This is a genomic window from Leptolyngbya sp. NIES-2104 (genome assembly GCF_001485215.1).
GTDB lineage: Bacteria > Cyanobacteriota > Cyanobacteriia > Leptolyngbyales > Leptolyngbyaceae > Leptolyngbya.
Map to the genome: position 1 here is coordinate 3,438,296 of NZ_BBWW01000001.1, position 25,463 is coordinate 3,463,758.

Annotated in this window: 25 protein-coding genes; 14 read left to right on the plus strand and 11 right to left on the minus strand. The window is 48.2% G+C overall.

The features are described 5' to 3' along the window. Positions 1-37: 37 nt before the first annotated feature. The 3 genes from gshB to NIES2104_RS16240 form a co-directional block, all read right to left on the minus strand. Positions 38-1,006: a glutathione synthase gene (gshB, locus tag NIES2104_RS16230; RefSeq protein ID WP_058999337.1), complete on the minus strand. Its 969-nt coding sequence runs from the start codon at positions 1,004-1,006 to the stop codon at positions 38-40. A 128-nt stretch (positions 1,007-1,134) separates the two neighbouring features. Further along, positions 1,135-1,395, minus strand: a complete 261-nt coding sequence (gene grxC, locus NIES2104_RS16235; protein ID WP_058999338.1) for a glutaredoxin 3 — start codon at positions 1,393-1,395, stop codon at positions 1,135-1,137. Positions 1,396-1,432: 37 nt separating this feature from the next. Next, complete coding sequence (locus NIES2104_RS16240; protein ID WP_058999339.1) at positions 1,433-2,035, minus strand: 2OG-Fe(II) oxygenase; 603 nt, start codon at positions 2,033-2,035, stop codon at positions 1,433-1,435. A gap of 127 nt (positions 2,036-2,162) precedes the next feature. Between NIES2104_RS16240 and NIES2104_RS16245 the strand changes: the two genes are divergently transcribed. From NIES2104_RS16245 to NIES2104_RS16255, 3 genes are read left to right on the plus strand one after another with little or no spacing between them, the layout of a single operon-like run. After that, positions 2,163-3,248, plus strand: a complete 1,086-nt coding sequence (locus NIES2104_RS16245; RefSeq protein ID WP_058999340.1) for a glycosyl transferase — start codon at positions 2,163-2,165, stop codon at positions 3,246-3,248. Positions 3,249-3,279: 31 nt separating this feature from the next. Continuing rightward, positions 3,280-3,510, plus strand: coding sequence for an addiction module protein (locus NIES2104_RS16250; protein ID WP_059001808.1), 231 nt, complete (start codon positions 3,280-3,282; stop codon positions 3,508-3,510). Further along, positions 3,510-3,803, plus strand: coding sequence for a type II toxin-antitoxin system RelE/ParE family toxin (locus NIES2104_RS16255; RefSeq protein WP_058999341.1), 294 nt, complete (start codon positions 3,510-3,512; stop codon positions 3,801-3,803). Before NIES2104_RS16250 ends, NIES2104_RS16255 begins: the two co-directional genes overlap by 1 nt. Here the strand turns inward: NIES2104_RS16255 and NIES2104_RS16260 are convergent. The 4 genes from NIES2104_RS16260 to nagA form a co-directional block, all read right to left on the minus strand. Beyond that, positions 3,800-5,617 carry an ABC transporter ATP-binding protein gene (locus NIES2104_RS16260; RefSeq protein ID WP_058999342.1) on the minus strand — a complete coding sequence of 606 codons (1,818 nt, stop codon included), beginning with the start codon at positions 5,615-5,617 and terminating at the stop codon, positions 3,800-3,802. The two genes, NIES2104_RS16255 and NIES2104_RS16260, sit on opposite strands and share 4 nt — an antisense overlap. Before the next feature lie 117 nt (positions 5,618-5,734). After that, on the minus strand, positions 5,735-7,144 hold the full coding sequence (locus NIES2104_RS16265; protein WP_058999343.1) for a GTP-binding protein: 1,410 nt from the start codon (positions 7,142-7,144) through the stop codon (positions 5,735-5,737). Positions 7,145-7,208: 64 nt separating this feature from the next. Continuing rightward, entirely contained in the window at positions 7,209-7,889 is a 681-nt protein-coding gene (bchM, locus tag NIES2104_RS16270; RefSeq protein ID WP_058999344.1) for a magnesium protoporphyrin IX methyltransferase, read from the minus strand. A 471-nt stretch (positions 7,890-8,360) separates the two neighbouring features. Beyond that, positions 8,361-9,473 (minus strand): N-acetylglucosamine-6-phosphate deacetylase, encoded by a 1,113-nt coding sequence (gene nagA / locus NIES2104_RS16275; RefSeq protein ID WP_058999345.1) that lies wholly within the window; start codon positions 9,471-9,473, stop codon positions 8,361-8,363. A gap of 39 nt (positions 9,474-9,512) precedes the next feature. Between nagA and purE the strand changes: the two genes are divergently transcribed. The 9 genes from purE (at position 9,513) to NIES2104_RS16315 (ending at position 18,278) form a co-directional block, all read left to right on the plus strand. Continuing rightward, positions 9,513-10,034 (plus strand): 5-(carboxyamino)imidazole ribonucleotide mutase, encoded by a 522-nt coding sequence (purE, locus tag NIES2104_RS16280; RefSeq protein ID WP_058999346.1) that lies wholly within the window; start codon positions 9,513-9,515, stop codon positions 10,032-10,034. Between the two features lie 124 nt (positions 10,035-10,158). After that, positions 10,159-10,902 carry a phosphoribosylaminoimidazolesuccinocarboxamide synthase gene (gene purC, locus NIES2104_RS16285; RefSeq protein WP_058999347.1) on the plus strand — a complete coding sequence of 248 codons (744 nt, stop codon included), beginning with the start codon at positions 10,159-10,161 and terminating at the stop codon, positions 10,900-10,902. A gap of 153 nt (positions 10,903-11,055) precedes the next feature. Beyond that, the gene (locus NIES2104_RS16290; protein ID WP_058999348.1) at positions 11,056-13,470 is read left to right on the plus strand and encodes a BamA/TamA family outer membrane protein; all 2,415 of its coding nucleotides are present in this window, start codon (positions 11,056-11,058) and stop codon (positions 13,468-13,470) included. Beyond that, positions 13,471-14,322 (plus strand): UDP-3-O-acyl-N-acetylglucosamine deacetylase, encoded by an 852-nt coding sequence (lpxC, locus tag NIES2104_RS16295; protein WP_058999349.1) that lies wholly within the window; start codon positions 13,471-13,473, stop codon positions 14,320-14,322. Between the two features lie 31 nt (positions 14,323-14,353). Next, positions 14,354-14,845: a 3-hydroxyacyl-ACP dehydratase FabZ gene (gene fabZ, locus NIES2104_RS16300; RefSeq protein ID WP_058999350.1), complete on the plus strand. Its 492-nt coding sequence runs from the start codon at positions 14,354-14,356 to the stop codon at positions 14,843-14,845. Between the two features lie 86 nt (positions 14,846-14,931). Then, the gene (gene lpxA / locus NIES2104_RS16305; RefSeq protein ID WP_058999351.1) at positions 14,932-15,741 is read left to right on the plus strand and encodes an acyl-ACP--UDP-N-acetylglucosamine O-acyltransferase; all 810 of its coding nucleotides are present in this window, start codon (positions 14,932-14,934) and stop codon (positions 15,739-15,741) included. Next, a complete protein-coding gene (gene lpxB / locus NIES2104_RS16310; RefSeq protein WP_058999352.1) occupies positions 15,738-16,907 on the plus strand; it encodes a lipid-A-disaccharide synthase in 1,170 nt (389 codons plus the stop codon). Before lpxA ends, lpxB begins: the two co-directional genes overlap by 4 nt. A gap of 94 nt (positions 16,908-17,001) precedes the next feature. After that, positions 17,002-17,145: a hypothetical protein gene (locus tag NIES2104_RS31850; protein ID WP_156426977.1), complete on the plus strand. Its 144-nt coding sequence runs from the start codon at positions 17,002-17,004 to the stop codon at positions 17,143-17,145. A gap of 80 nt (positions 17,146-17,225) precedes the next feature. Beyond that, entirely contained in the window at positions 17,226-18,278 is a 1,053-nt protein-coding gene (locus NIES2104_RS16315; protein WP_058999353.1) for a RuBisCO accumulation factor 1, read from the plus strand. 52 nt (positions 18,279-18,330) lie between these two features. On the opposite strand, the gene acsF is transcribed toward NIES2104_RS16315, so the two are convergent. Beyond that, positions 18,331-19,407: a magnesium-protoporphyrin IX monomethyl ester (oxidative) cyclase gene (gene acsF, locus NIES2104_RS16320; RefSeq protein ID WP_059001810.1), complete on the minus strand. Its 1,077-nt coding sequence runs from the start codon at positions 19,405-19,407 to the stop codon at positions 18,331-18,333. 413 nt (positions 19,408-19,820) lie between these two features. Beyond that, complete coding sequence (gene gyrA / locus NIES2104_RS16325; RefSeq protein WP_058999354.1) at positions 19,821-22,397, minus strand: DNA gyrase subunit A; 2,577 nt, start codon at positions 22,395-22,397, stop codon at positions 19,821-19,823. A 149-nt stretch (positions 22,398-22,546) separates the two neighbouring features. On the opposite strand from gyrA, the gene NIES2104_RS16330 reads away from it, so the two are divergent. Next, on the plus strand, positions 22,547-22,945 hold the full coding sequence (locus tag NIES2104_RS16330) for a response regulator (RefSeq protein WP_058999355.1): 399 nt from the start codon (positions 22,547-22,549) through the stop codon (positions 22,943-22,945). 63 nt (positions 22,946-23,008) lie between these two features. On the opposite strand, the gene NIES2104_RS16335 is transcribed toward NIES2104_RS16330, so the two are convergent. Then, positions 23,009-23,557, minus strand: a complete 549-nt coding sequence (locus tag NIES2104_RS16335; RefSeq protein WP_058999356.1) for a Uma2 family endonuclease — start codon at positions 23,555-23,557, stop codon at positions 23,009-23,011. 207 nt (positions 23,558-23,764) lie between these two features. Here NIES2104_RS16335 and NIES2104_RS16340 point away from each other — a divergent pair, with 207 nt between their 5' ends. Continuing rightward, a complete protein-coding gene (locus tag NIES2104_RS16340) occupies positions 23,765-23,998 on the plus strand; it encodes a hypothetical protein (RefSeq protein WP_058999357.1) in 234 nt (77 codons plus the stop codon). 39 nt (positions 23,999-24,037) lie between these two features. Here the strand turns inward: NIES2104_RS16340 and NIES2104_RS16345 are convergent, their stop codons facing one another. After that, positions 24,038-25,432 (minus strand): malic enzyme-like NAD(P)-binding protein, encoded by a 1,395-nt coding sequence (locus tag NIES2104_RS16345; RefSeq protein ID WP_058999358.1) that lies wholly within the window; start codon positions 25,430-25,432, stop codon positions 24,038-24,040. Positions 25,433-25,463 lie beyond the last annotated feature (31 nt).

The window sequence follows — 25,463 nt, forward strand, 5'->3', positions numbered from 1 at the left end:
ACCAACGCTGCCCAGAGAAATTGCTGAGAGGATTGTATCACTCAGATTTCAAGTTCTTAATCGATTCGATAACTTGCACCGCTAACTGAGTATTGTTGAGTCGATCGATTTCCCGAATACCCGTAGGACTGGTGACATTGACCTCAGTTAAGTACCCACCAATCACATCAATTCCTACAAAGTAAAGTCCATCTTTTTGCAAAGTGGGGGCAAGTTGGGCACAAATTTCGCGTTCGCGATCGGTAATGTCACACTGAGCGCTTCGACCGCCAACTGCCATATTGCCGCGAAATTCGTTGCCGGTCGGAATTCGGTTGACGGCTCCGAGGGGTTCGCCGTTGAGCAAGATAATTCGCTTATCGCCGTCTTTGGCTTGCGGCAGATAAGTTTGTACCATGATCGGTAACGTGCCTTGATGTGTACTGATTTCGATCATCGAATTGAGATTGCGATCGCCGCTCTGCAAGAATAGAATTCCTTCCCCGGCTTTTCCGCCTAGGGGTTTGAGGACTGCGGTTCCTTGCTGCTCTAAAAATTGCAGAATAACGCGCTTTTCTTGAGTGACGATCGTTTCTGGAATCGCTTCGGTAAATTGCAGCGCATACATTTTCTCATTGGCTGCCCGAATTCCCGCAGGCGAGTTGATCACCTTAGTTTTGGTTGAATCAATGTAGTCGAGAATATAAGTCGCGTAGAGATAAGCAGTATTGACCGGGGGATCAGTCCGCATGAAAACGGCATCCATCGTTTCGAGCGCTTGAAAAGTGGGTAGCTCGGTTTGGAACCATCGATCGACTGCGATCCAGCGATTTTCGCCCAGTGTGACCGGAACAAGTGTCACTTTTTCGAGGGTGGCGTAAGCTTTTCCCTGGACAACGCTGAGCCGATTGGCTTGGGTAATCCAAACCTCGTGACCCAACTGTTGAGCGGCTTCCATAAATGCCACGCTCGTATCGTGAGTGGGATCGAGACGCTCGATCGGATCGATGATAAATGCAATTTTCACGGTAGATCTGGGGGTAGAAGGGCGGGGTAGGGAGTGGGGAGTAGGGGGTAAGTCTGACGGTTGAGGGTGGCGAGGAAAGCAGCGATTTCACATCGTTCCCCACTCCCCACTCCCTACTCCCCACTCTATTAGGCAGTAAGTAACGGATCGAGCTTGCCCGATCGCTCTAACGCATGAATGTCATCACAGCCGCCGATGTGCTGATCATTAATAAAGATTTGCGGCACAGAGCGGCGACCGTTGGCGCGTTCTGCCATTTTTGCGCGTCCGGGTTCGTCTCCGTCTAGACAATACTCGGTGTATTGGATGCCTTTACGATCGAGGAGTGCTTTGGCGCGGATACAGAACGGGCAAGTCGTCCAGGTGTAAATTTCAACGTTTGGGGTCATAAGTCTCTCAAGCATTAGCAACGTTTCTTAATTTTAGTCACACTGTGACGCGACGAATCCAACCATTGAGGGTAAATCGGCTGTCGGCAAAGTGGCGCGATGGACAAATGACGGGCAGGACTTCGTGTAGAAAATGGCTTGGGAAGAAGACAATACTATTATTGAGCGGTTGAATTTCTTGATAGGATTCGGCTTGTAAATACAGTCCATTTTCGATGTTTAAGTCGTAAATTCTTAAGGCTCCACCCGAATAGTTCTTGGGTTCTCGATTGAAGTAATACACATAGGAAATCGTTCGATCGGCAGCATCTTCACTGCCGTTGTCGTTATGAATTCTGTAGTAGTTGCCGTCATTATGTGCGGTGAGTTGAGCCTCAATTTGAGAGATTGAAAACGGCACAATTTGCCATTCTTCTAGTAGTTTTGGCAGAAAAGATCTTACCTTATCGATGATCCAATGTTCGTATTCTTCAGAGTAGTAGAGAATTGTGGATTGTCGGTAATCAATTTCGCCTGTGGATGTGGAGGTTGAGACGAAATGATTTTCGCGATCGAGAACATAATTTAATAGATTCAATTGATCACGAGAGGATAGAACATTTTGGATTTGAACAAATTGTGCGGGTTGGTAAATAGACATAAGCAAAGCTCGATCGACATTTAGACATTATTCGATCGAGCCTTACTCAATGCAATGATGTTTATCAGATGCGCCGTTGTTCCTCAGATCGCTTAAGCTTGTCTTCTGATCGTGTCTTTTCTGAGTTATGCCTCATCCGATTCTCTATCTTGCGATTACCAATCACGGTTTCGGTCATGCGACTCGTGCGGCTTCGATCGCGGCTGAAATTCAACGGCTCGATCCTGAGATTGTTCTAATTTTGGTGACAACGGCTCCCCGATCGCTGCTTGAGGCTTACATTCCGGGCGATTTTATTCACCGTCCTCGTGCGCTTGATGTGGGGATCATTCAAAGCGATAGTTTGACCATGGATAAGCCTGCGACTTTAGAAAAGCTGCGGCAGATCAAACAACAACAGCGATCGATGATTGCTTCTGAAGTTAATTTCATTCGCCAAAATCGGGTTGGTTTAGTTCTCGGAGACATTCCTCCGTTAGCGGCTCCGATCGCCGATTCGGCAGGCATTCCAGGCTGGATGATGAGTAATTTTGGTTGGGACTTTATCTATCGCGATTGGGGAGGTGACTTTGTTGAAATTGCAGATTGGATCGGGGAATGTTTTGCACAATGCGATCGATTGTTCCGAATGCCATTCCACGAACCAATGAGCGCATTTTCAAACATTACTGATGTGGGTTTAACAGGGGTTGATCCGAGATTCGATACAGCCGAAATTCTAGAGAAGTTCAATCTAGCCGACACGCCAAAAGAGAAGATTATATTAGTAACTTTTGGAGGATTGGGACTCGATCGCGTTCCTTACGAGAATGTGACGCGCTGCCCGGACTACAAATTTCTCTGTTTCGATCTGAATGCTCCAGATTTGCCGAACTTGATTAAGATTGACGATCGCTTTTATCGCCCGATCGATTTTATGCCTGTCTGCGGTCGTTTGCTGACTAAACCCGGTTACAGTACTTTTTCTGAAGCTTGCCGCTATGACATTCCAGTTACCACGGTGACTCGTGAAGGCTTTGCTGAATCTCCGATTTTGCTCGAAGGAATTCGCGATTATGCTCATCATCAGATTTGGTCGATCGATGAATTTTTTAAAGGCGATTGGAATGGAATTACTCAGCCGCTGAATCCACCGCGTAAGACTGAGAAATTAGCCAGAGATGGAAATTTGTCGATCGCTCAAGCCGTCGTGGATTATCTGCGATCGTCTTAGAATGAAACCTACCGCACAACTTACCTTTCCTATGCTCAACACCTTTGAAGATATTATTCGTGCCGCGCTCACACTCCCAGCAAATTCTCGCGCCATGCTTGCTGAGCATCTTTTAAGAAGTCTAGATGCTCAGGAGCAATCGGAAACCGATGCAGCCTGGTCAGAAGTGGTAGAACAACGAATTGAAGCAGTAAAAAGCGGTGAAGTGACTCCGATTCCTGCAACTCAAGTTTTACAAGAGCTACGGAATCGGAATATCTAATGGCTTGCGAGTTTCATCCAGCGGCGAACGGTGAGTTATTTGATGCTGTCACTTATTACGACAGCATCAATCTTGATTTGGGGAATCAATTCATTCAAGAAGTTGAGCAAGCCCTTGATCGAATTGAACAGTACCCGCAAGCTTGGGCAGCGCTTTCGGAAAACACTCGGCGTTGTCGCCTCCAGAGCTTTCCCTATGGTGTCGTTTACCAGGTGGCTGCTCAAGGCATTTTGATTGTCGCCATCATGCACCTCCAGCGCAAACCCGGCTATTGGAGCGATCGTTTTACCTAAGCTAACAGTTCGCCCGTTTCCTGAAGCGAGTGTAAGCGTTGATACAGTCCGCCTTGTTGTAGTAGTTCTTCGTGATTACCAACCTCAACGATGTTGCCTTGGTCTAACACCACGATTTGGTCTGCTTCACGAACCGTACTCAATCGGTGAGCAATGATGATCAACGTTCGAGTTCCGAGAATCGATCGCATCGCTAACTGGATTGATCGTTCCGATTCATAGTCTAAGCTCGATGTTGCTTCGTCAAAGATCAGCACATCCGGATCAACAATTAAAGCTCTCGCAATTCCGATTCTTTGTCGTTGTCCTCCGGATAATCTGACTCCGCGTTCTCCCACGATCGTGGAATATCCAGCAGGCATTTGGCGGATAAAGTCGTCTGCCTGAGCGATTCGACAGGCTTCGTGAACTTGCTCGATCGGAGCATTCGGATTGCCATACAGCAAGTTCTCCATCAATGTGCCGTTAAAGATATCAACTTCTTGGTGAACGATCGCAAGCCTTTTCCGATAGCCACTGACATCCAAACGGCGAATGTCTTGACCATCAATCAAAATCTTGCCTTCGTTCGGTTCAAAGTAGCGAAACAACAGTTTGACTAAGGTCGATTTTCCTGACCCCGATCGACCGACTAACGCGACTGTTTGATAAGGCTCAATCAGTAAGTTGATGTCTTTCAGAACAGGTCGATCGACGTTGTACCCAAACCGCAGATGTGAGAATTCCACTTTTCCAGTAAATCGATACTGTGGAACCGCTTCAGGATGCGTTGCAAGACTGCTGGCATCTAAACCCACCGGAAGCTTCATAAATTCGTGAAAGCGAATCATCGGACCGTATCGACGGGCAAAGAATTCTGCTACCTGGGTAATCGGTTCGACTTCAGCAAACGCCATACTCGACACGGTAAATGTCGTGATGAAATGACCGAGTGAAATTCGACCCTGTGCAGTCGCAAACACCGTAAGCGCAAAAACTAAGAACACACAAGACTGTACGATCGTACGTTCGTAGGTTCCGAGAATAATGTAGCCTTTGTGGATGCGATAATCTAAGACTTTGAATTCTCGATCGAATCTCTGTTGTTGTCGCTTTAGCTCTGAAGTCTCAGTCGCAAAAGCTTTCACGGTTTTAATGTTCGTGACAATTTCAGAAGTCCGACTTTCTGTATTCTCTGCATACTTATCTAATCGTTCTTCCTGTTCGGATAATTTCTTTAATCCCCTCAGATCAAACGCTAGAACGCCAAGCAGTGAAACAAGCACTAAGATTGCGATTCGCCACTCGATAAACCAAATCACCAAAAAGATTCCAATCAGTCGGAAAATCTTCGGAAACAGTTGAGAAGTCAGCGTGGGATAAGTCCAAGTGTGATTTGACAATCCTTTCGCAACACGAGCCGCAACGCGACCTGCATTGTTTTCATCATAGAATTCTAACGGTAGCGTTAACACTTTCTTCAACGCTGCCTCAGCATTCTCTCGACGTGCTCGAAAGGCGACATCCCAAGCAAACCAAGGACCAATCCAAGGTTGAATCGGCGCACGACCCACCGAAACGACTCCAACTAAAACCAGTAAAACAGTCAGCGTAAACGATTGATTGATCTCGACTTGACCGATTTGAGCAACCGAGTTCACCATGCTTTGTAAAATGCGATCGAGCGGTTGCCCCGATAGCACGTTCAAAATTTGCCCGATCGCATAAGGCACGAACAGGTCAATTAGCTCGAACAAACTCATCATCGCAATACTGAAGACGGAAATTTTCCAGTAGTTGCCAAAGTATTTGAGAATGTCTACAAATTTAGCCATACATCCTCCCGTGTGGCTAGGTCGATCGCCCCGACAAAATTTCAAGCACAAACAATCCAATGAATTGAAATCTGACAACTTCACCGGACATTTATAATACTACAAATATTACAGATATTACAAAAGTTCCTGTCTCAATCGATAGATAATTGTTTTGGCATCGACTTGATCCAGAATCTCGCGAATCACTGTGTTTGCCCCTTGTGCGCCCCAAGTACAGCCATTTTCTAAGTAGACCTGTGCAGCGCGTCCCACCGAATACGAGCCATAACCCGCAATTCCCGCTTGCACGATCGCAGTTCCCGCCAGTGCCGAAAATCCCGCACTACCATCGACTCCAGTTGCTAGAGCCGCCGCACTCTTACCCATTCCTAAAACAATCCCGCTCCCCAATTCACCCAGTAGCAAACTACCTGAACTGAGCAAAATCGTATTTAATAACTTTCCAGCTTCGTACCGTGTCATCGGCAATCCGTAGAGATTTGCCAAAGCTTGAATCATTGCCAGATCCGAAACCGCACCACCAATGAGATCGAGAAATGCGATCGGGTTTAGGGCAATCGCGATCGCTTTATACCGCGTAAACTTCCAAATCAACGCTTCCGCTTCGGCATCTCGCAGTTCCATCACTTTCGTCGCCATTTCTAGTTCTGCGCTTCGAGCTTGCGTTAACGCATTTAGCGCTAACAGCGATCGACCTTCCCGATTCAAAATCGTCAAAATTTTCGCTTTCAATTCTTCAATCTGCGGGGGCGGCGTTTCCCATTCGTAACTCACGCGCCCATTCGAATACTCAACGCGAACTTGATACGGTGCAGGTTCCGCCGCAACCATGACAATTTCATCCGCCGTTAAAAGCTGCTCTAAATCTGCGCCGTTCCCTGTTCTCGCTCCCAAACTTTGAAGACTGTTAAAGATCTCTTGCCGAGATTGATCTGGATAAAGATCCACCTTGTTAAACACTAGAATCAATGGCTTCTGTGCTTGTCGAAGGTCACACAGCGCCTTGTATTCAGTGCGAGTAATGTCCCCAGAAATCACAAACAAAATCAAATCCGCTTGTCGTGCCACATCTTTAGCCATGTCTGCACGCGCTTGCCCATCAATCTCATCGAGTCCAGGCGTGTCGATCAATTCAATCCGAATCTTGCTCGAAGACTCCGGAATCATCGATCGACTTTCCGCAACTAGTCCACCACCCGGAGTCCACGTCACCAAACTTGGAGCCTGTGTCACTCCATTTAATGGACCCGTTTCAAACACCTTCTCACCAATCAGCGCATTTAAAATCGCCGACTTACCGCGACTGACCAAGCCAAACACCGCAATTCTCAGAACGTATTGATCGAGCTTTTTCAAATTGCTGGAAATCGTTTCGAGTTCTGATTTTAGAGCAGACTCGATGTTGGGATTTTTAGTCGATCGTAAAAACTGAGAATAGTTAGTGAAGGCTTGCCGCAAACTCGCCCGCGCTCGATTGAGGTGGGTGTCTTGCGAATTGGAACGGTTAGAAGGAGCTTGACTCAAGGCAATTTGACCAACGCTATCACAGTTCTATTTTCGATCAAATCCAGGCAATTGAGTTAACTGCTCAACGTACGGCTTCCAACATCCGCGAGAAATAGAATTTGGTACTAGTCATTGCGGTTCGTTGAATCTTGAAGCCGCAGCTTTCTAGGACTTTCACGATATCGGCTTCCCGATGTTGATAAGCACGAGTCGTCTTACTCGGACCTGGGAAGAATTCGCCAATTCGCTTCAGAATCGTGAGAAAAAATGTCTTCGGTGCAAAGCTGAGAATTAAGCGATCGCTTGCCAAACTCGCCAAATGTTTGATCATGTCGATCGCTTGATCAGCCGGATAGTGAATCAAGACATCGAGACAAACCACAGTGTGATATTTGCCGCTGAGCGTTTCTAAGTCCTGAACTGAAAAACTAGGATTATCCGTTAGACCCAGCCCGATCGCTCTTTCTTTTGCTTCTCCGACCATCATTTCAGAAATATCACTGGAGAACAGTTTCGCGCCTTCTTGTGCCAGCGGAATACTCAGACTGCCAACTCCACAACCCGCATCGCAAATCGTCAAATCGGCTAAATTTCCGTCACTCTTTAGCCAATCGATTAGCGTGTCTACCGTTTGTTGATGTCCGGTTCGGATATCGAGTTGGACTTTGTTGACTTCACCATCGCCGTAGATCCTGCGCCAGCGATCGAAGCCGGTTGCATTAAAGTACTCGCGCACTTCGGTTTTATCATCGACACCGTTCATAGTATTGCTTTGTGTTAAATCGCTTTTACTTATCGTATTACTCGATCGCACCCGTCCCACCAAAAAATAAAAAAGCCCCGTATCGGTACGGAGCGATTCTTCTCAGTAGAAGGTCAGAATTATTATCGGATTGCTAATAATTTGCGTAGATTCATGAGGTTCTTATGAAATTTTCATGTAGCCATGACTACGGTACTGAATTCTCAGCTATTCTACGCATAGGCAAAACCCCGACTACCTCAACAGTTACCCGTATTTTTACAGGTTCGTTCGAGGCTGTGAGGGAACTTTTGCTTTGACAAGTCAATCTGAGTATCTTGGGGGCACCTGAACCGTGCCCCGTTTTTTTTTGGGTATTGCTTTAATAAGGTTGGGCGGTGGTGCAATTCGCCCTAGGTTTGCTGTCCTATATCGGCAGTGTAAAAGGATTTTGTGAAATTTTCGGAACGTCGGCAGACAGAATCATATCTGTCACATAAAATTCGCTCGCGAATCAATTTTGAGCCGCTGTGGGGTGCTGTCCTGCCATCGAAGCAGATTTGCGGGCTGTTTGAGATAGAGCGGTAAATCGATCGCGGTTCGGGGGGCAGTCGTGGCAAGCGCGATCGCAGTTCCCAGATCGCAACTGTGCCATTTCACCAGATTTTCCACTCCAGAAAACAATGACCGCGTGGTGCCTGCTAAAGTTCCATTCGGTAATTTTGCTGTGCCATTTGTCACTTCTATCTCACGAGCATCCCAAGGATAACGACCGTCCAGTAATCCGAGTGGAGACAGGGCATCGCTGACAAGAAAGATACCGCGATCGTACTGACTCGCTCGTAAAAGAATGTCGATCATGATCGGTGTGACGTGCTGACCATCCGCAATTAAGCCGCAGTAAACAGTCGGGTTCGCGATCGCGGCTCCGAGCAATCCCGGTTCCCGATGGTGCAAACTTGGCATCGCATTAAAGGCATGAGTCACCATCGAAGCGCCTTGCTCAAATGCGCGTTGTGCTTGGGCAGCAGTGGCTTGAGAATGTCCGAGACTTACGGTAATGCCAAGGGATTTGAGATAAGCGATCGCGTTTCCACTCGGATCAAGTTCAGGAGCCAGCGTCATCACTTTCACAATTCCCGCATAATCTCCTAACACTCGTTTTACGGATTCAACCGTCAGCGGTAGTAGGAACTCTTCAGGATGTGCGCCGCGTTTTTCAACATTTAGAAAAGGTCCTTCGAGATGGACACCTAAGGTTTGAGGGAGTTTAGAATCAGCGAGAATAGAGAGCGATCGCTGAATTTTGTCGATCGAGGTTGTGACGATTGTTGGCAAAAATCCATCGATTCCCTGATTCCACAAGAACTGACAAATCTTTTCTAATTGATGGCTATTCTCTTGATCCAAATCGGGAAAGGCTAACCCCAACGCACCATTTATCTGTAAATCAACGCCACCCAGAGAAATCCAATCGCCTGCCACATCCAAGATCTGAGCATCCGTGTCAATTTGGGGCGCAATTTCTAGAATTACATCATCGATCAAAATTTGCTGCACACCGTCAAAACCGGGCACACGAGCATTGATAATCAGAAAGCGCATTTTACAGACTTGATTTTGTTCGTTTTGGATCTTCGCACAATGAATCAGCCGTTGATTGGAATCATTATGGGCAGCGACTCGGATCTGCCGACGATGCAAGCCGCGATCGCAGTTTGTGAAGAGTTCAACGTCCCGTGTGAGGTCGAAATTGTTTCTGCCCATCGCACTCCAGAACGCATGGTCGAGTATGCAAAACAGGCGCACACCAGAGGAATTAAGGTCATTATTGCTGGAGCAGGAGGAGCCGCACATTTACCCGGAATGGTGGCAGCGATGACCGCTTTACCTGTGATCGGGGTTCCGGTACAAACGAAAACATTGCAAGGAATCGATTCGCTTTATTCGATCGTCCAAATGCCCGCCGGAATTCCTGTTGCAACCGTTGCGATCGGTAATGCTAAAAATGCGGGTCTTCTTGCCGTCCAGATTCTAGCGAGTCATGATCCTGAGTTATTGATCAAAGTTCAAGCTTATCGGCAAAGTTTGGCAGAAATGGTACGCACCAAACAAGCAAGACTCAGCGAAATAGGCTATCAGCAATACTTGAGTGAAGGGTTATGACCGCTGATTGCATCAATGTTTCAGTAGTCACAATGAGCATTCATATCACGCTCTCCCTCATCTTCTGAAGCGCAAGGCAGAGCGCTACAATAATCAAATTCTCAATTTCAAGAGCGATCGCATTATGTCTGTTGATCAAACGCCTGTCGGTCAAAAACTCTACGAAGGCAAAGCTAAAATTCTCTACGCTACAGAAGAGCCAGAAGTTTTGCTGACTTATTTCAAAGATGATGCGACCGCTTTTAATGCTCAGAAACGCGGCAGCATTCAGGGCAAAGGTGAAATGAACTGTGTGATCGCCTCTCACTTATTCAAATTGATGGAGAAAAACGGAATTCCGACGCATTTTCTCGATCGCACTTCCGGGAACGAAATGCGAGTGAAGTCCGTCACCATTATCCCGTTAGAAGTTGTGGTCAGGAACATTGCCGCTGGCAGTCTCTGTCAACAAACTGGCATCCCGTTAGGAACGATTCTCAATCCGCCGCTCGTCGAGTTTTATCTCAAAGACGATGCGCTAGGCGATCCACTTTTGACCGTCGATCGGATTCGCGCCCTTGACCCCAACATGGCGGATCAAGTCGAACCGCTTAAAAGCATGGCAACGCAGATCAATACGGTCCTGCAAACCTTCTTTGAACAATGTGGCATTACCCTCGTTGACTTCAAACTAGAGTTTGGCACCGATGCTCAGGGTCAGCTTTTACTCGCAGACGAGATCAGCCCCGATACTTGTCGATTGTGGAATCAGGCAGAAACCGACCCCGATCGACGAGTCATGGACAAAGATCGATTCCGGCGCGATCTGGGCAACGTCGAAGATGCGTATCGGCAAGTCATGGAGCGGGTACTCGAACAAGCGGTATGATGCGGACGACCTGCCAGTTCAAAATCAGTCCTACCTGACGTGAGTATCCATACTCAGGGTGCGGTACAATTTTGCCGTTTAATCGGAATGAATTTCATGTTGTGTCTGCCTTGAGCAGTGAAGTGTGAGGACGTGCGAAAACCTGTGAATACTATGCGCTTATCTCCTGTTGTGATGGCGGCGTTTGCATTGACCGCGACGCTAGGCTTATCTCGGTCTGCTTTGGCAAAAACCCCCAATCAGCCAGTCCAACCGCAAGCAAAATCGACGGCTCGGTCAGGTTTCCCTGTGCCAAAGGCATCGACGGTTGCAACTGTCCAAAAATCGCAGCCGGGAAATGTGGTTGTTGAAACAATTCCTGTAATGCAAACTCGTGACACTGCGGGAATGCCTTCGCTGTCTCAGTTGAAAAAAGTGGCTCAAGGAACGATCGAGCAGGGAACTCCCGATCGTATTCAAATTAATACCTCGCCTGCGGCTCCAGTTCCGACCGCTCCGAACATTCCCACCCTTCCAAATCCGGGAACGACTCCGACCGAGGCACCGGGAAGCCCGAACGCCCCCACTCCCCAGGGAACGCCAACCACTCCAGCCCCAGAAGCCACCCCGACTCCATCCCCAGAGCAGCAAACTCCGACTGAAACGCCGCAAACCCCGACACAGCCGCTTCAGCCTGCCCAACCTCCTCAACCGCAGCAACCTCCCCAACCTGCTCCAGACGAACCGCGTGTCTTGGTGTCTGAAGTGTTGGTGACGGGAGCTGAAGGTGAATTGCAAAATGAAGTTTACCGGGTGATTCAAACGCAGGCGGGACGAACCACGACGCGAACCCAGCTTCAAAACGATATCAACGCGATTTTTGCGACAGGATTTTTCTCGAATGTGAGGGCGACTCCGACAGACACACCGCTTGGGGTGCGGGTAACGTTTGAAGTAACCGCGAATCCGGTGTTGAGATCGGTACAGCTTCAAGGCGGGACGATCGTGCCGCAAACAGAAGTCGATCGTATTTTCGGAGCGCAGTACGGTAGAACGACAAATTTCCGGGATTTACAGACCGGAGTTCAAGAACTGACCAAGCTTTATCAAGACCGTGGTTTTGTGTTAGCGCAGGTGATTAACGCCCAACAGCCGCAGGTGAATCCAGACGGAACCGTGATTTTGCAGGTTGCAGAAGGGCAGATCGAGCGGGTTCAGGTGCGATTTATCAACAAAGAAGGCAACGATCGAGATGCACAAGGCAACCCGATTCGAGGCAGAACTCGCGAATTTATTATCACTCGTGAACTTGAACTGAAGCCTGGATCAATCTTTAACCGAAACACGTTAGAACGCGACTTTCAGCGATTATTCGGGTTGGGACTGTTTGAAGATTTGCGTCCGTCGCTTGATGTCGGTGAAGACCGAAGCAAAGTCGTTCTCGTCGTGAATGCCGTTGAGCGAAACACTGGAAATATCGGGCTTGCGGGTGGTTTTAGTTCTGCCAGTGGTTTGTTTGGAAGTGTTAGCTATGGACAGCAAAACGTCGGTGGCAATAACCAAAAACTGAACGCTGAAGTGCAAATCGGTCAGCGTGACCAACAGTACGAATTGAGCTTTACTGATCCGTGGATTGCAGGCGACCCGTTCCGAACTTCCTACACATTGAGCGTGTTCCGTCGTCGAACGATTTCGCTCATCTTTGACGGGGGCGATCCAGAAGTGCGGTTGGGAAATGCCGATCGCGATCGACCGAGAATTAACCGAACCGGGGGCGGAATCAGCTTCTCGCGTCCGTTGTCGAGAAATGTCTTTGAACGGGCAGAGTGGGTTGCTTCACTCGGTTTGCAGTATCAGCGAGTCACAGCAACCGATGCTGAGGGGATTCGCCGCAGAGTTGATGAGTTAGGCAATCCGCTCACGTTTGATCCGTCGGGTAAAGATGATCTATTCAGTGGACAACTCTCGGTGAGGCGCGATCGCCGCGATGATTTTCTGCGTCCGACTCGTGGATCAGTGCTGCAACTGAGTACAGAACAAACGGTGCCGCTCGGTTCGGGTAGCATTCTGTTTAACCGACTCCGAGGCAGTTACAGCTTCTACATTCCCACTCGGTTGACGAAATTTACTCCGGAATGTCGCGATCGCGATCCGCGCCGGGTCGATTTACAACAGACACCACAAGGACGATGCGCTCAAGCGTTTGCCTTCAACGTTCAGGCGGGAACTGTTTTTGGAGATTTGCCGCCGTATGAAGCGTTTCCGTTAGGGGGAACGAACTCGGTACGCGGTTACGATGAAGGCGAAGTCGGAAGCGGTCGGAGTTTCATTCAGGCGACGGCTGAATATCGATTCCCGATTTTCTCGATTATTTCTGGAGCGCTCTTCTTGGATGCGGCGACGGATTTAGGATCGGGCGATCGTGTTCCTGGAAATCCGGGAGGGGTACGCGGTAAGCCTGGAAGCGGATTTGGCTACGGGATTGGTATTCGGGTGCAGGCGGGTCCGTTGGGTCCGATTCGGATCGATTACGGTATCAATGACCAAGGCGGAAGCAATATTCGCTTTGGATTTGGAGAACGATTCTAAATGGTCAAAACACAAGGGTGCATCACTTCGACAGTCCAGCGATCGCTTTCGTCGCCTTTCTCCTGTTACGGCATTGGGCTGCATACGGGAGAAACCACGACTGCAAGAGTTCTACCCGCAGAACCAGGACGGGGGCGATATTTCGTGCGAACTGATTTACCGGGACAGCCTGAGATTCCCGCTCAGATTGAAGCGGTGCGAGAAACGATGCTTTCAACCGAACTCGTGAACGGGGAAGCGGAAATTCGCACCGTAGAGCACTTGCTGGCATCGCTGGCGGGAATGGGCATCGATAACGCTCGGATTGAGGTAGACGGGTCAGAAGTGCCCTTGATGGATGGATCAGCGCGATCGTGGACAAGCGCGATCGCTCAAGCGGGAATCGTTGAGCAAACCGAAGCGAAATCCTCGATTCTCATTACCGAACCTGTGTTCGTTCGTAAAGGCGATGCGTTTGTTGCGGCGCTACCGTCAGATGAACTGAGGTTTTCTTATGGAATTGATTTTGAATTAAGCGCGATCGGGAATCAGTGGCACAGTTGGCGATTTGATCCGGAGACGTTCGCGACGGAAATTGCACCTGCGAGAACGTTTGGATTTGCCCATCAGATCGAACAGTTACGGGCTAATGGTTTAATTAAAGGCGGTTCGCTCGAAAATGCGCTCGTTTGTAGCACCGATGGATGGATAAATCCACCGTTGCGCTTTTCAAATGAACCAGCACGCCATAAACTTCTAGACTTAATAGGAGATCTCAGTTTACTGGGGACGTTTCCGACCGCTCACTTTTTGGCATACAAAGCGAGTCATGGGTTACACACTCAACTGGTCCGGCAATTGTCCAATCTCTAAGTCAGTCCTCTAGCCCTTTACCCCAACGCCAATGTCAACCTTGATTGAAACTCACACTGTCCCCGCCGAGACTCCCGAAACTCCGATCAAAACCACGTTTACCGTCGAAGAAATTCACCAACTCCTGCCGCATCGGTATCCGTTTGCATTAGTCGATCGCATTATTGATTATGTGCCCGGAAAAATGGCGATCGGAATCAAAAACGTCTCATTTAATGAACCGCAGTTTCAAGGGCATTTTCCGGGTCGTCCAATTATGCCGGGTGTGCTGATTGTGGAAGCGATGGCGCAAGTTGGCGGAGTCGTTCTGACACAAATGGCAGATGTGTCAGGGGGTCTTTTCATGTTTGCTGGGATTGACGGGGTGCGGTTTCGTCGTCCGGTTGTGCCAGGTGATCAACTGGTGATGACCGTGGAACTGCTCTCGGTGAAGGCACGTCGATTTGGGAAGATGCGCGGTCGTGCCGAAGTTGACGGACAGTTAGCTTGTGAAGGTGATTTAATGTTTGCGCTAGTCGATTAAAGACAGCGGGATTATTCATAACGAACACGCCGTGCAGCGAAGCCACCGCTTCTCTTTCTTCCTCTTCCCCTCCCTACCCCCTATCTATGACGACCACTTTGATTCACCCGACCGCTGTGATCCACCCGAATGCCCAACTTCATCCAACCGTCCAAGTTGGGGCTTATGCAGTGATTGGTGAACACGTCAAAATAGGGGCGGGATCAAGTGTTGGACATCATGCAGTGATCGAAGGCTGGACGGAAATCGGTGAACGAAATCAGATTTTTCCTGGAGCCGCGATCGGACTTGAACCGCAAGATTTGAAATACGATGGTTCGCTTGGGTTAGTGCGAATCGGGAACGCCAATCAGATTCGCGAATTTGTCACGATTCACCGTCCAACCTTTGCCGATCGCATTACGCTCATCGGCAATGGAAACTTACTCATGGCTTATGTCCACGTCGGTCATGAGTGCGTGATCGAAGATCAGGTGATTATCGCGAATTCGGTACAGATGGCGGGTCACGTTCATATCGAATCGAAAGCTAGATTAAGCGGTGTGTTGGGAATTCATCAATTTGTTTGGATTGGGCGACACGCGATGATTGGGGGAATGAGTCGCATTGATCGAGATGTTCCACCGTTTACGATCGTGGAGGGCAATCCTTCGCGGATTCGGGCATTTCATCAGGTCGGACTTCAGCGATCGGGCTTTACCGCAGAAGAGATTAGTTTATTGAAAAAGGCTTATCGAACCGTGTTTCGATCGGGCTTAACGATGAATGAGGCGTTAGAACGATTAGATCTGCTGCCGGAAAATGAGCACATTCAGCATTTTCAGCAATTTATTCAACTCTCTCTATCACCGGGACGTAGAGGACTGACACCGAGCGCAACTCTGAAATCCGAATGAAGAAGCGAATTTTTATCAGTACAGGCGAAGTGTCCGGCGATTTGCAAGGGGCGTTGCTGGTGAAAGCACTGTACCAACAAGCGGAAAAAGCGGGAGCCGAGATCGAGATATTGGCGCTGGGTGGCGATCGGATGGAAGCCGCAGGCGCGAAATTACTCGGAAATACGACGAAGATTGGCTCGATCGGAATCGTCGAAGGCTTGCCGTATCTTTTCCCGACTCTGAGCGTTCAACGTCGAGCAAAACGATATTTACAAGAAAATCCGCCCGATATTGTAGTGATGATCGATTACAGCGATCCAAACATCAGTATCGGGCTGCACGTTCGTAAACATTTGGCGAATGTGCCGACCGCTTACTTTATCGCGCCGCAAGAATGGGTCGTGCGGATTAATGAGAAAAAAACACAGTGGATTGTTCAGATTAGCGACTACATTTATTCGGTCTTTCCCGGTGAAGCAGAATACTACAAGTCGAAAGGCGGGAATGCAGTATTAGTCGGGCATCCGTTAGTTGATCGCATGAAGAACGCACCCGATCGCGCTACTGCTCGTGAAAAATTAGGCATTGCACCGGATCAAACTACGATCGTGCTTCTCCCCGCATCGCGCCAACAAGAAATTAAATACATGATGCCTGTGATCTTCGAGGCAGCACAGCAAATTCAATCGAAGGTTCCAGATGTGCGATTTCTGGTGCCGTTGTCGCTGGAGAAATATCGAACTGAGATTGCTCAGGGAATTCAGGATTATCAATTGCAAGCCGAGATTATTGAAGGATCGCCGCTCGATGCGATCGCAGCTTCAGATTTAGCCATCACCAAAAGCGGAACGGTCAATCTAGAGATTGCCTTACTCAATGTGCCTCAAGTGATCATGTATCGCTTAGCGCCGATTACGTTTTGGATTGCGAAGAACATTCTCAAGCTCAAAGTTCCGTTTGTTTCGCCACCGAATTTGGTTGAGATGAAAGAGATTGTGCCTGAGTTTATTCAAAACGAGGCGACTCCGGAGAATTTAGCGCTGTCTGCTTTGGGATTGTTGCAGCCTGAGAAGCGGGAGAAAACGATCGCGGATTATCAAGCCATGCGATCGGCTTTAGGCGGCGAAGGAGCTTGCGATCGAGTAGCGCGATCGATTTTGGAACAGTTAGCGATCGTAGTCTAACTCTCAGACGATGATGAAATCCTTCGGTAGTTTGAGGCGGAATACTTAGGGCTTAAACATATTGAAAGTAATTCAAATTTGTTTCAGTCCCGTTATGAACGTTCAGTCTCAATACCGTTTCAGTCTTGTTCTGGCTTTGCTCATTGGAATTGGTGCGGTGGTTGGCATCTTCCATTACCAAAACGTTTCGAGCCGATATATTTTCCCCATCGACAAAGGCACGCTCAGTATTACGTAGTGCGATCGTTCTGAAATCTAAATGATTTTGCTAATCTCCCTTTGCTAATCTGATTGAGGATTCACTGGGAAAAACGCGCTATGACTGAGGAATTATCAAACGCAGACGATTTACTATTGTCGCTGCGTCGTAAACAGGGTTCGTGGGTAGAGTGGGCACAAGCCTGTCAAACTCTGCAAAAATCAGGCTACACGCCAAACGCGATTTTTGAAGCGACTGGATTCGAGCCGATTCACCAAAATCAAATTATCGTGGCGGCGCAAGTTTACGATTCGATGCTGAAAGTCGGCGTTTCGGATGCGGTACGATCGCATTTTGGAAACAGAGCCAGCGATATTCTCTACGAATTGCGAGTGCTTTCTCAGACGGAACGGGCAGCCGCAGCCGAATTAGTCTTTGAAAAGGATCTAGACACCGATGAAGTGCATGAAGTAGCTCGTGCGCTAAAAGACTTCTCCCGGCTGAGTAAAGTGCCGGAAGCCTTCACCACTCATCCAGGGGATGCCGTGGCGTATCAGGCTTGGAAAACGGCGAAAGAGAAGACTGATTTACAAGAGCGATCGCGCTACATTGCCAGGGGTCTAAAATTCGCTCACAGTGACACGGCTCGAAAAGCGATCGAAGCGCTTCTCACGGATTTCAGTGTCACACCCAAACGTCCTGCTCCACGCCTTCCGGTCTACCGGTTGGAATCTGATGATCAACTCCCGCGCATTCTCCCGGTTGCTGGAAAACTTCCGCTGACCGTCTCAGATTTGAATGCGGTCCCGATCACCGAAGAAACTGGAGTATTCGCAATCATTCAATTTTCGGGAACGGGCGCATGGATGACAATTCCGGGTTGGCAAGTGATTCGGAGTGCGGAAGACCCGATCGCAATGTTGTGTGATAGCGATCGACTTCCGAATCCGTTACCGGGCGGGACAGAAGAAGTGATTGTCGTAGTCGATCGCGCTCAGCGAGACTGGCAAATGGATAGTTATTTTGCGGTTGCCAACGAGGATCAGCTTGAATTGCAGTGGTTTGAGGAAGCGCCCTCGATCGCGCTACTAGGACGAGTCATTTTAGTGATGCGCCCGAAAAAGGTTCTCGATGAGGATTACTCGACTGAACTTTGGCAAATCGACGAATAAAAAAAGCGGTTCCGATGCTGGAACCGCTACAAACCAAGGGGTACTTCAGGACTTATCGAACTTGTCCATGTTGAGCCGTCATGTCGATCGGCTTAATGAAATACAGTTTCGCCAGTTGAACCCCGTTCGAGAGGTAGTAAGGCACTTTCTTCAGTGTCTTGATGAATTTCGGTGCATTTGTGTTGTCGATCGCTCTTAAGTTCTCGTTGTTCTGGATGCAAGTTTCCAAGCGCTCATAGAACTTCGGATGCTTCACATCGAGGATCACCGGGAACACGCGACCTGCGGTTTCGTTGGTTTTCTCAATCACGGTGTACTCGAATTCGCGAGTATTTAGCCCGATCGCTTCATAGAAATCGGTGCGCTGAATGTCATTGAGATACATCGTCGCGAACACTGACAGCAAGAAGAACCGACACCACAGTTTCGCTTTCCAATCGTTCAAGAACTGGGGCTGAGTCCGCATCAACGCATCAAAAAAGTCACCGTGACGGTTCTCATCTTGGCACCAGTTATCAAAGAATTTGAAAATCGGATAGAGCCGATCTTCAGGATGAGCATTGAGGTGATGAAAAATCGTGATGTAGCGCCAGTAGCCGATCTTCTCAGACAGATAGGTTGCGTAGAAGATAAACTTCGGCTTGAAGAAAGTATATTTGCGGCTCTTGGTCAGAAAGCCCAAGTCGAGAGAAAGATTGAAATCCGATAATGCTTTGTTCAAGAATCCAGCGTGACGCGCTTCATCGCGGGACATCAGCGCGAATCCTTCAGCAAGTAACGGATTGCGGTCTTTCAGCTTGCGGGACAGTTCCTTATACAGCAAGAAGCCTGAGAATTCAGCCGTACAAGAGCGCTCTAGGAATTCGATAAAGACTTTGCGGGTTTCGCCATCAATGTGATCCCAGGATTGTTCAAACTCTTCATCGCGCACGAAATGGTGGCGATTGTAGTCGTTTCGCAATTCTGCGACCAATGCTTCAAACTCTTCCTCATTGACGGAGAGATCCATCTGCGCCATCTCGTCAAAGTCGGTGGTGTAGAAGCGCGGCGTGAGAATTGTTTCTTTTGCTGGAACCTTGATTCCGGGGCGCAGTTCTTCAAAGCCTGGTTTTTTAAGGGAATCTACCATGAGTTTTACGCGATGCGCAGTGTGGTCTAAGTGGGTTTGCATGAATGCGGCAAATGATTTTGCCATCAGCATTCTACGTTTTCATTCGCCTATCCAGTTTACCAAGCTTCCTGCAACGCTTTTTCGCAGTTTTATTAAGAGTTGCAACAGGTCTTTACAATTTGGAACAAGGTACGAGGGGAGGATTTCGTATCTGGTACTTGGAGGATATTTGAAACGTCTTCGATCGTTGCACTATCCCGCCCTGAAATGGAATTTCGGGCTAATCGGCGCAAGTCCATTAGAAATGGACTAAGAACCTGGAACTCCCTCTGAGTCTACTTCAGTAGACTTTCATCGGTTAGTCCGAAATTCATTTCAGGGCGAGAGTACAACGAGAGCGAAGAGACTTTCCATACTTTTCAAACATCCGATTACTCGATCGAGTCTTCATCCCCATACAACACAGGCAAGCTCACATGAGTCACCCGCTCAGTTTTGCTCAGTTTGACCACACGAGAACCGCGATCGTCTTTCAAACTCAAATCAATGTCATCGACATCAATCCGCGCTAGATGATTCTCATTCGTTAACAAGAACACGAGCGATTGAGGTAACACCGCAACAATTCCAGCAACAATATCGGTTTTATTGTTGAAGTGGAAAGATTGAGTTCCCAATTCTCCAGCACTCGCCCGCCTTAAGGCTTTGACTTCCATATGTTTCGCGTAGCCTTGTTCGGAAATCATCAAGAACGTATCATCTTCGTTTGCGATCGCCCATCCGACGAGCCGTTCTTTCTTGCTCACGCGCATTCCAGTTTGACCTTGAGAAGTTCGAGTTGCGATCGGAATCTGCAAATCATTCACCTCGAATCTCAACACGCGACCGCTCGAAGTTGCTAACAGGACTTGCTCTCCAACCTGTACCGGACTGACACACAGCAATTGATCGCCTTCTTTGAGCTTCAGTGCGGTCAATCCTCGTCCTGTTAAATCAGTAAATTCAGACAGCGGTAATCGTTTGATGCGTCCTTGTTCGGTGAGTAACAGCACAAATTGATCTTCGATTTCGTCGGGCAGGATGAATGTTCCTGCGATCGAGTCTGGTTCTGCTTGTGCAGCAGGTGGTAAGAGTGCAATCAGCGGTGTTCCTTTCGATTTGCCGTTGTTGGCTTGAGGAATGTCGCGAACTTTTACCGCAAACGCTTTTCCGCTTCGGGTAAACACAACGAGTGTTTTACCTGTGGTCGTGAAATCGGTTTGCGTCGCGAAATCGTCACCGTCTTCGAGTTCTTTCGTCGCTGTGTCATCGTTGCGATTTTTGCTGAGTCGATCGTATGTTTTTGGAACCATGCGCCGCACATATCCACGCTGAGTCACTTCGACGACTGCTTTCTGTTCTTCTTCCTCAAACTCAAAGGATAAGTTCACGGTCGATCGTGCAGGAGCATCTTCTTTCTCACTCACTTCCGCCGCAACATCTACAGCAGCAATAATCTTCGTGCGTCGATCGTCTCCGTATTTTTTCTTCAGCGCTCTGAGATCTCTCTTCAGTGATTTGAGCAATTCTCGTCGATCGCTGAGTAACTTATGCAAGTCCTCCATTTTCCCAAGCAGTTCATCATGCTCGGTTTGCAGGCTTTGACGTTCCATTCCGGTTAGTCTTCGGAGCGGCATCGACAAGATCGCATCCGCTTGTCGATCGCTTAAATCTAAGCTTTCTTGCAGCTGAACTTTTGCGGTGCCGCCATCGGGAGCATTCCGCAAAATCTCGATCACATCATCTAAGTTTGCCAGCGCTTTTAACCGACCTTCTAAGACATGAAGCTGATTTTCGGCTTGGTTGTATTCGTTGCGATACTGCCGAGTCAGTGTCTCTTCACGGAATACTAAGAATGAGTTCAATAGCTCTCTCAAGGTCATCTGTTTCGGTTGACCGTTATCGAGTGCTAAGAGAATCGAGCCGAAATTCGTCTGTAGTGGAGTTTGACGATAGATAGCATTCAGAATTTTGTGAGGATTCGCATCGCGTCGCAGTTCGATGACCACTCGGATGCCTTCTCGATCGCTTTCATCACGCAGATCACCGATGCCTTCAATCTTGCCTGCGTTCACCAGTTCGGCAATCTTTTCGATCAGTCCGGCTTTATTAACTTGGTAGGGTAACTCTGTGATGACGATCGCGGTTTTTCGATGTTTACCGCGACCTGTATTAATCTCTTCAACATTTGCAATTCCCCGCATCGGGACGCTACCTCGCCCTGTGAGATAAGCTTCCCGAATGCCGCTCGTATCAATGATTTCGCCACCTGTGGGAAAGTCAGGACCCGGAATCAATGCGAGCAGTTCATCATCCGATAGAGTGGGTCGATCGATCAGTGCGATCAGCCCATCAATCACTTCTCCTAAGTTATGCGGTGGAATATTCGTTGCCATCCCGACCGCAATCCCTGAACTACCATTCAGTAGCAGAATCGGTAATTGGGCAGGGAGTACAACGGGTTCTTGTTGTGAGTTATCAAAGTTACCGACAAAATCGACAGTCGCTTCACTAATTTCATTCAGCAGAGATTCGTTACCGATCGCGGATAATCGCGTTTCGGTGTATCGCATTGCAGCAGGCGGATCATTATCTACTGATCCGAAGTTTCCATGACCACCGAGTAACGGATAGCGACTAGAGAAATCCTGCACCATTCGCACGAGGGCATCATAGACCGCCTGATCGCCGTGAGGATGATACTTACCAAGGACATCCCCGACGACGCGGGCGCATTTTCGATAAGGGCGATCGGGAGTTAACCCCAATTCGTGCATTGCGTATAAAATACGACGATGGACAGGCTTCAAGCCATCGCGACTATCGGGGAGTGCCCGCCCCACGATCACGCTCATGGCATATTCCAAATAGGACTGCTGCATCTCCGTATGTAAGGCAGTCGTGATAACCTGTCCGGTTGGAAGAATGTTTAACTGTTCTGATTGAGATTGAGGTCGCGTCCGAGCCATGAGCCTGTTATCCTGCTGAACTTTACAATAGTGAGAAACCAAGCGGTTGCTGAATGTCGATCGCCCGTCCTGAAAATACTAATACAGTTGAGCTACATTACAATCGTTCTATTTTGCCGTATCCAGTGCGTTTCGTCTGAGGAATTTATATGCAAACCGTTTTAATTGTGGAGGACGATCTGATTAATGCCAGAGTGTTCTCGAAAATCCTGACCAAACGTGGTGGTTTGGCAGTGAAGCATACTGAAAATGTAGATGAAGTTATCCAGATTGCCCAGTCCGGTGAGGCAGACATTATTTTGATGGATGTGTCTCTCTCACGCAGTATGTACCAGGGTAAGGCAATGAATGGCATTCAGCTTACTCAACTCTTGAAAGCTGATGACAAAACTGCAAATTTGCCGATTATTTTGGTGACGGCGCACGCGATGGAAGGCGATCGAGAAAATTTCCTCAAGCAAAGTGGAGCCGATGGTTATATCTCGAAGCCAGTCGTCGATCATCAAGCGTTTGTCGAGCAGATCCTGGCATTGCTGCCGAAAGCATAGGGGCATGAGCTTAATCTGGATACATCTGTACTATTATTTTAGCGCAGATTTGCTCAAGGCTTTTCAAACATCTGCTAAAAGCCGATCAATTGAAATCGAAAGATCTGGAAATTCTAACGGTGCGATCGCGCCTGAGCTTAAAACCTGCTCTGTTTGGTATTTCCCATTCTGTGGATCTCGAAATACGATGATTCGCCGGGCGGCTAGGTTCAAAACCCAATATTCCTGGATACCCGCAGTTGCGTAAATTCCAGCTTTCAGATCGGTATCTTTCTTTAAACTGGTTTTTGCGACTTCAATCAGTAAGTAGATATCTTCAGCATTGGGATGCCGATCGCGATATTGTTCTTCTGGCAAACAGACGATCGCGATATCGGGTTCCGGTTCGGAATCTGTCAGCGTAATTGGACCATTGAACCGAACTTCTGCACGACGATCAAGGAGTCGTTCTAGATATCTCGCTCCTCGTTTTGCAGTGCTGTAGTGAAGTGGCGTTTCTGGACTCATTTCAACAATCTCACCTGCCAACAGTTCTACACAGCGATCGCGCAAAATTCCCGCTTCAATCATGCGGTGATATTCATCGATCGACCATTTCGCCAACGTTTTCATCGTTAACTTAAATGCAGGTTCGCCTTGATTGTAACTTTGTTTGATTATGCTACACCGTCTTCGTTCTGCATTACTGACTGTCCCAACTACAAAAGATTGGTCTGGGACGATCGCGTTACTCGTAAAGTTCTAATACAAAGATGAAAAAAGCCGAAAAAGTATCATAAGATACAAAATATCCCGATTTTCGCTTCAGAGGGTGGTGTTATGGCTCTTGATATTCCGAATTCTGCAACATGGGAAACGCTACGATCGATTCCCTGTGCCCCTCGTTTTACTCCGTCGATGTGGGTGCAATTGCTCAATCCACCCACTGCATATAGTTTTGATCAAGCTTGGTTACTGTGCCAATGTGCTGAAAATCAATGGCTGGCATGGGTTCCAGAGTACGGCGAACTATTGCTGACGACGGATGAGTTTAGCAGTTTGACCGATGATTGATTGCTATCGGGAGGATAGAGTTTACCATCCTCCATTTTTTTATCGCTGTGCGACTCCATCTTCTCTTGCGGCGCGTTGCACAGCGGCTGAAACCACAGACGCGACTCGTTCATCAAACACAGAGGGAATGATATGTTCGCGATCGAGATCTTCCGTCTTAATCAAAGATGCGATCGCGAATGCCGCCTGTAAATACATACTGGTCGTAAATGTCGAAGCCCGACAATCGAGCGCACCCCGGAACACTCCCGGAAACGCCAACACATTATTAATCTGATTCGGATAATCGCTGCGTCCAGTCGCCATCACTGCAACATCATCTCGAACTAACTCAGGCTGAATCTCAGGAATTGGATTTGCCATTGCAAACACGATCGGATCAGTCGCCATCGATTTCACCATTTCAGGAGTGACCACTCCCGGCGCACTCACCCCTAAGAAAACATCCGCACCGTTCATCGCATCGGCAAGCTTTCCAGATTGCTCCACTGCAAAGGCACGTTTTTGATCATTCAAATCGGGACGATCGAGCGACAAGATGCCTTTTGAGTCACACATAATAATCTGATTTGCGCCACTTTTTTGTAAAAGAGTTGCGATCGCGACTCCGGCAGCACCCGCACCATTGATTACAATCCGAATCTCTGACATGGTTTTCTTCACGAGCTTGAGCGCATTCGTTAGAGCAGCAAGCGTGACGATCGCGGTTCCATGCTGATCATCGTGAAACACCGGAATATTCAATTCTCGCTGAAGTCGCGCTTCAATTTCAAAACAGCGAGGAGCCGCAATATCTTCTAAATTCACGCCGCCGAACACCGGAGCAATTCGTTTGACTGTTTCTACAATTTCATCAGTGTCTTGAGTCGCTAGACAAATCGGAAACGCATCCAGTCCGCCGAATTCTTTGAACAGCATCGCTTTGCCTTCCATCACAGGCATCGAGGCTTCCGCACCTAAATTTCCTAACCCTAAAACCGCACTGCCATCCGTGACGATCGCCACCATGTTTTGTTTCACGGTCAGTTCATAGACTCGTTTGGGGTCTTGTGCGATCGCAGTACAAATCCTTCCGACTCCAGGAGTATACGCCATCGCGAGATCTGCCTGCCCTCTGAGGGGAATCTTACTGACAACGCTAATTTTGCCACCGCGATGCAGCGTGAAAGTTCGATCGTACACATCCAGCACTTTGATATGAGGTAAATCTTTCACCGCTTGCACGATCGTTTCTGCATGTTCGGTACTGGCAGCATCAACCGTGATGTCTCGCATCGAAATATCGCGGGTTTGCTCGATGAGATCAATCTGTCCCATACTGCCACCGAGCGTCGAAATCGCTTTCGTGACACTTGCAAGCATTCCTGGACGATTGGGAACCTGAAAGCGGATCGTCAAGCTAAAACTGGAATTGGGAGTTAGAAGGTCTGACATGTGAGGAGTGATTTGCGACTCGGCAAATCTT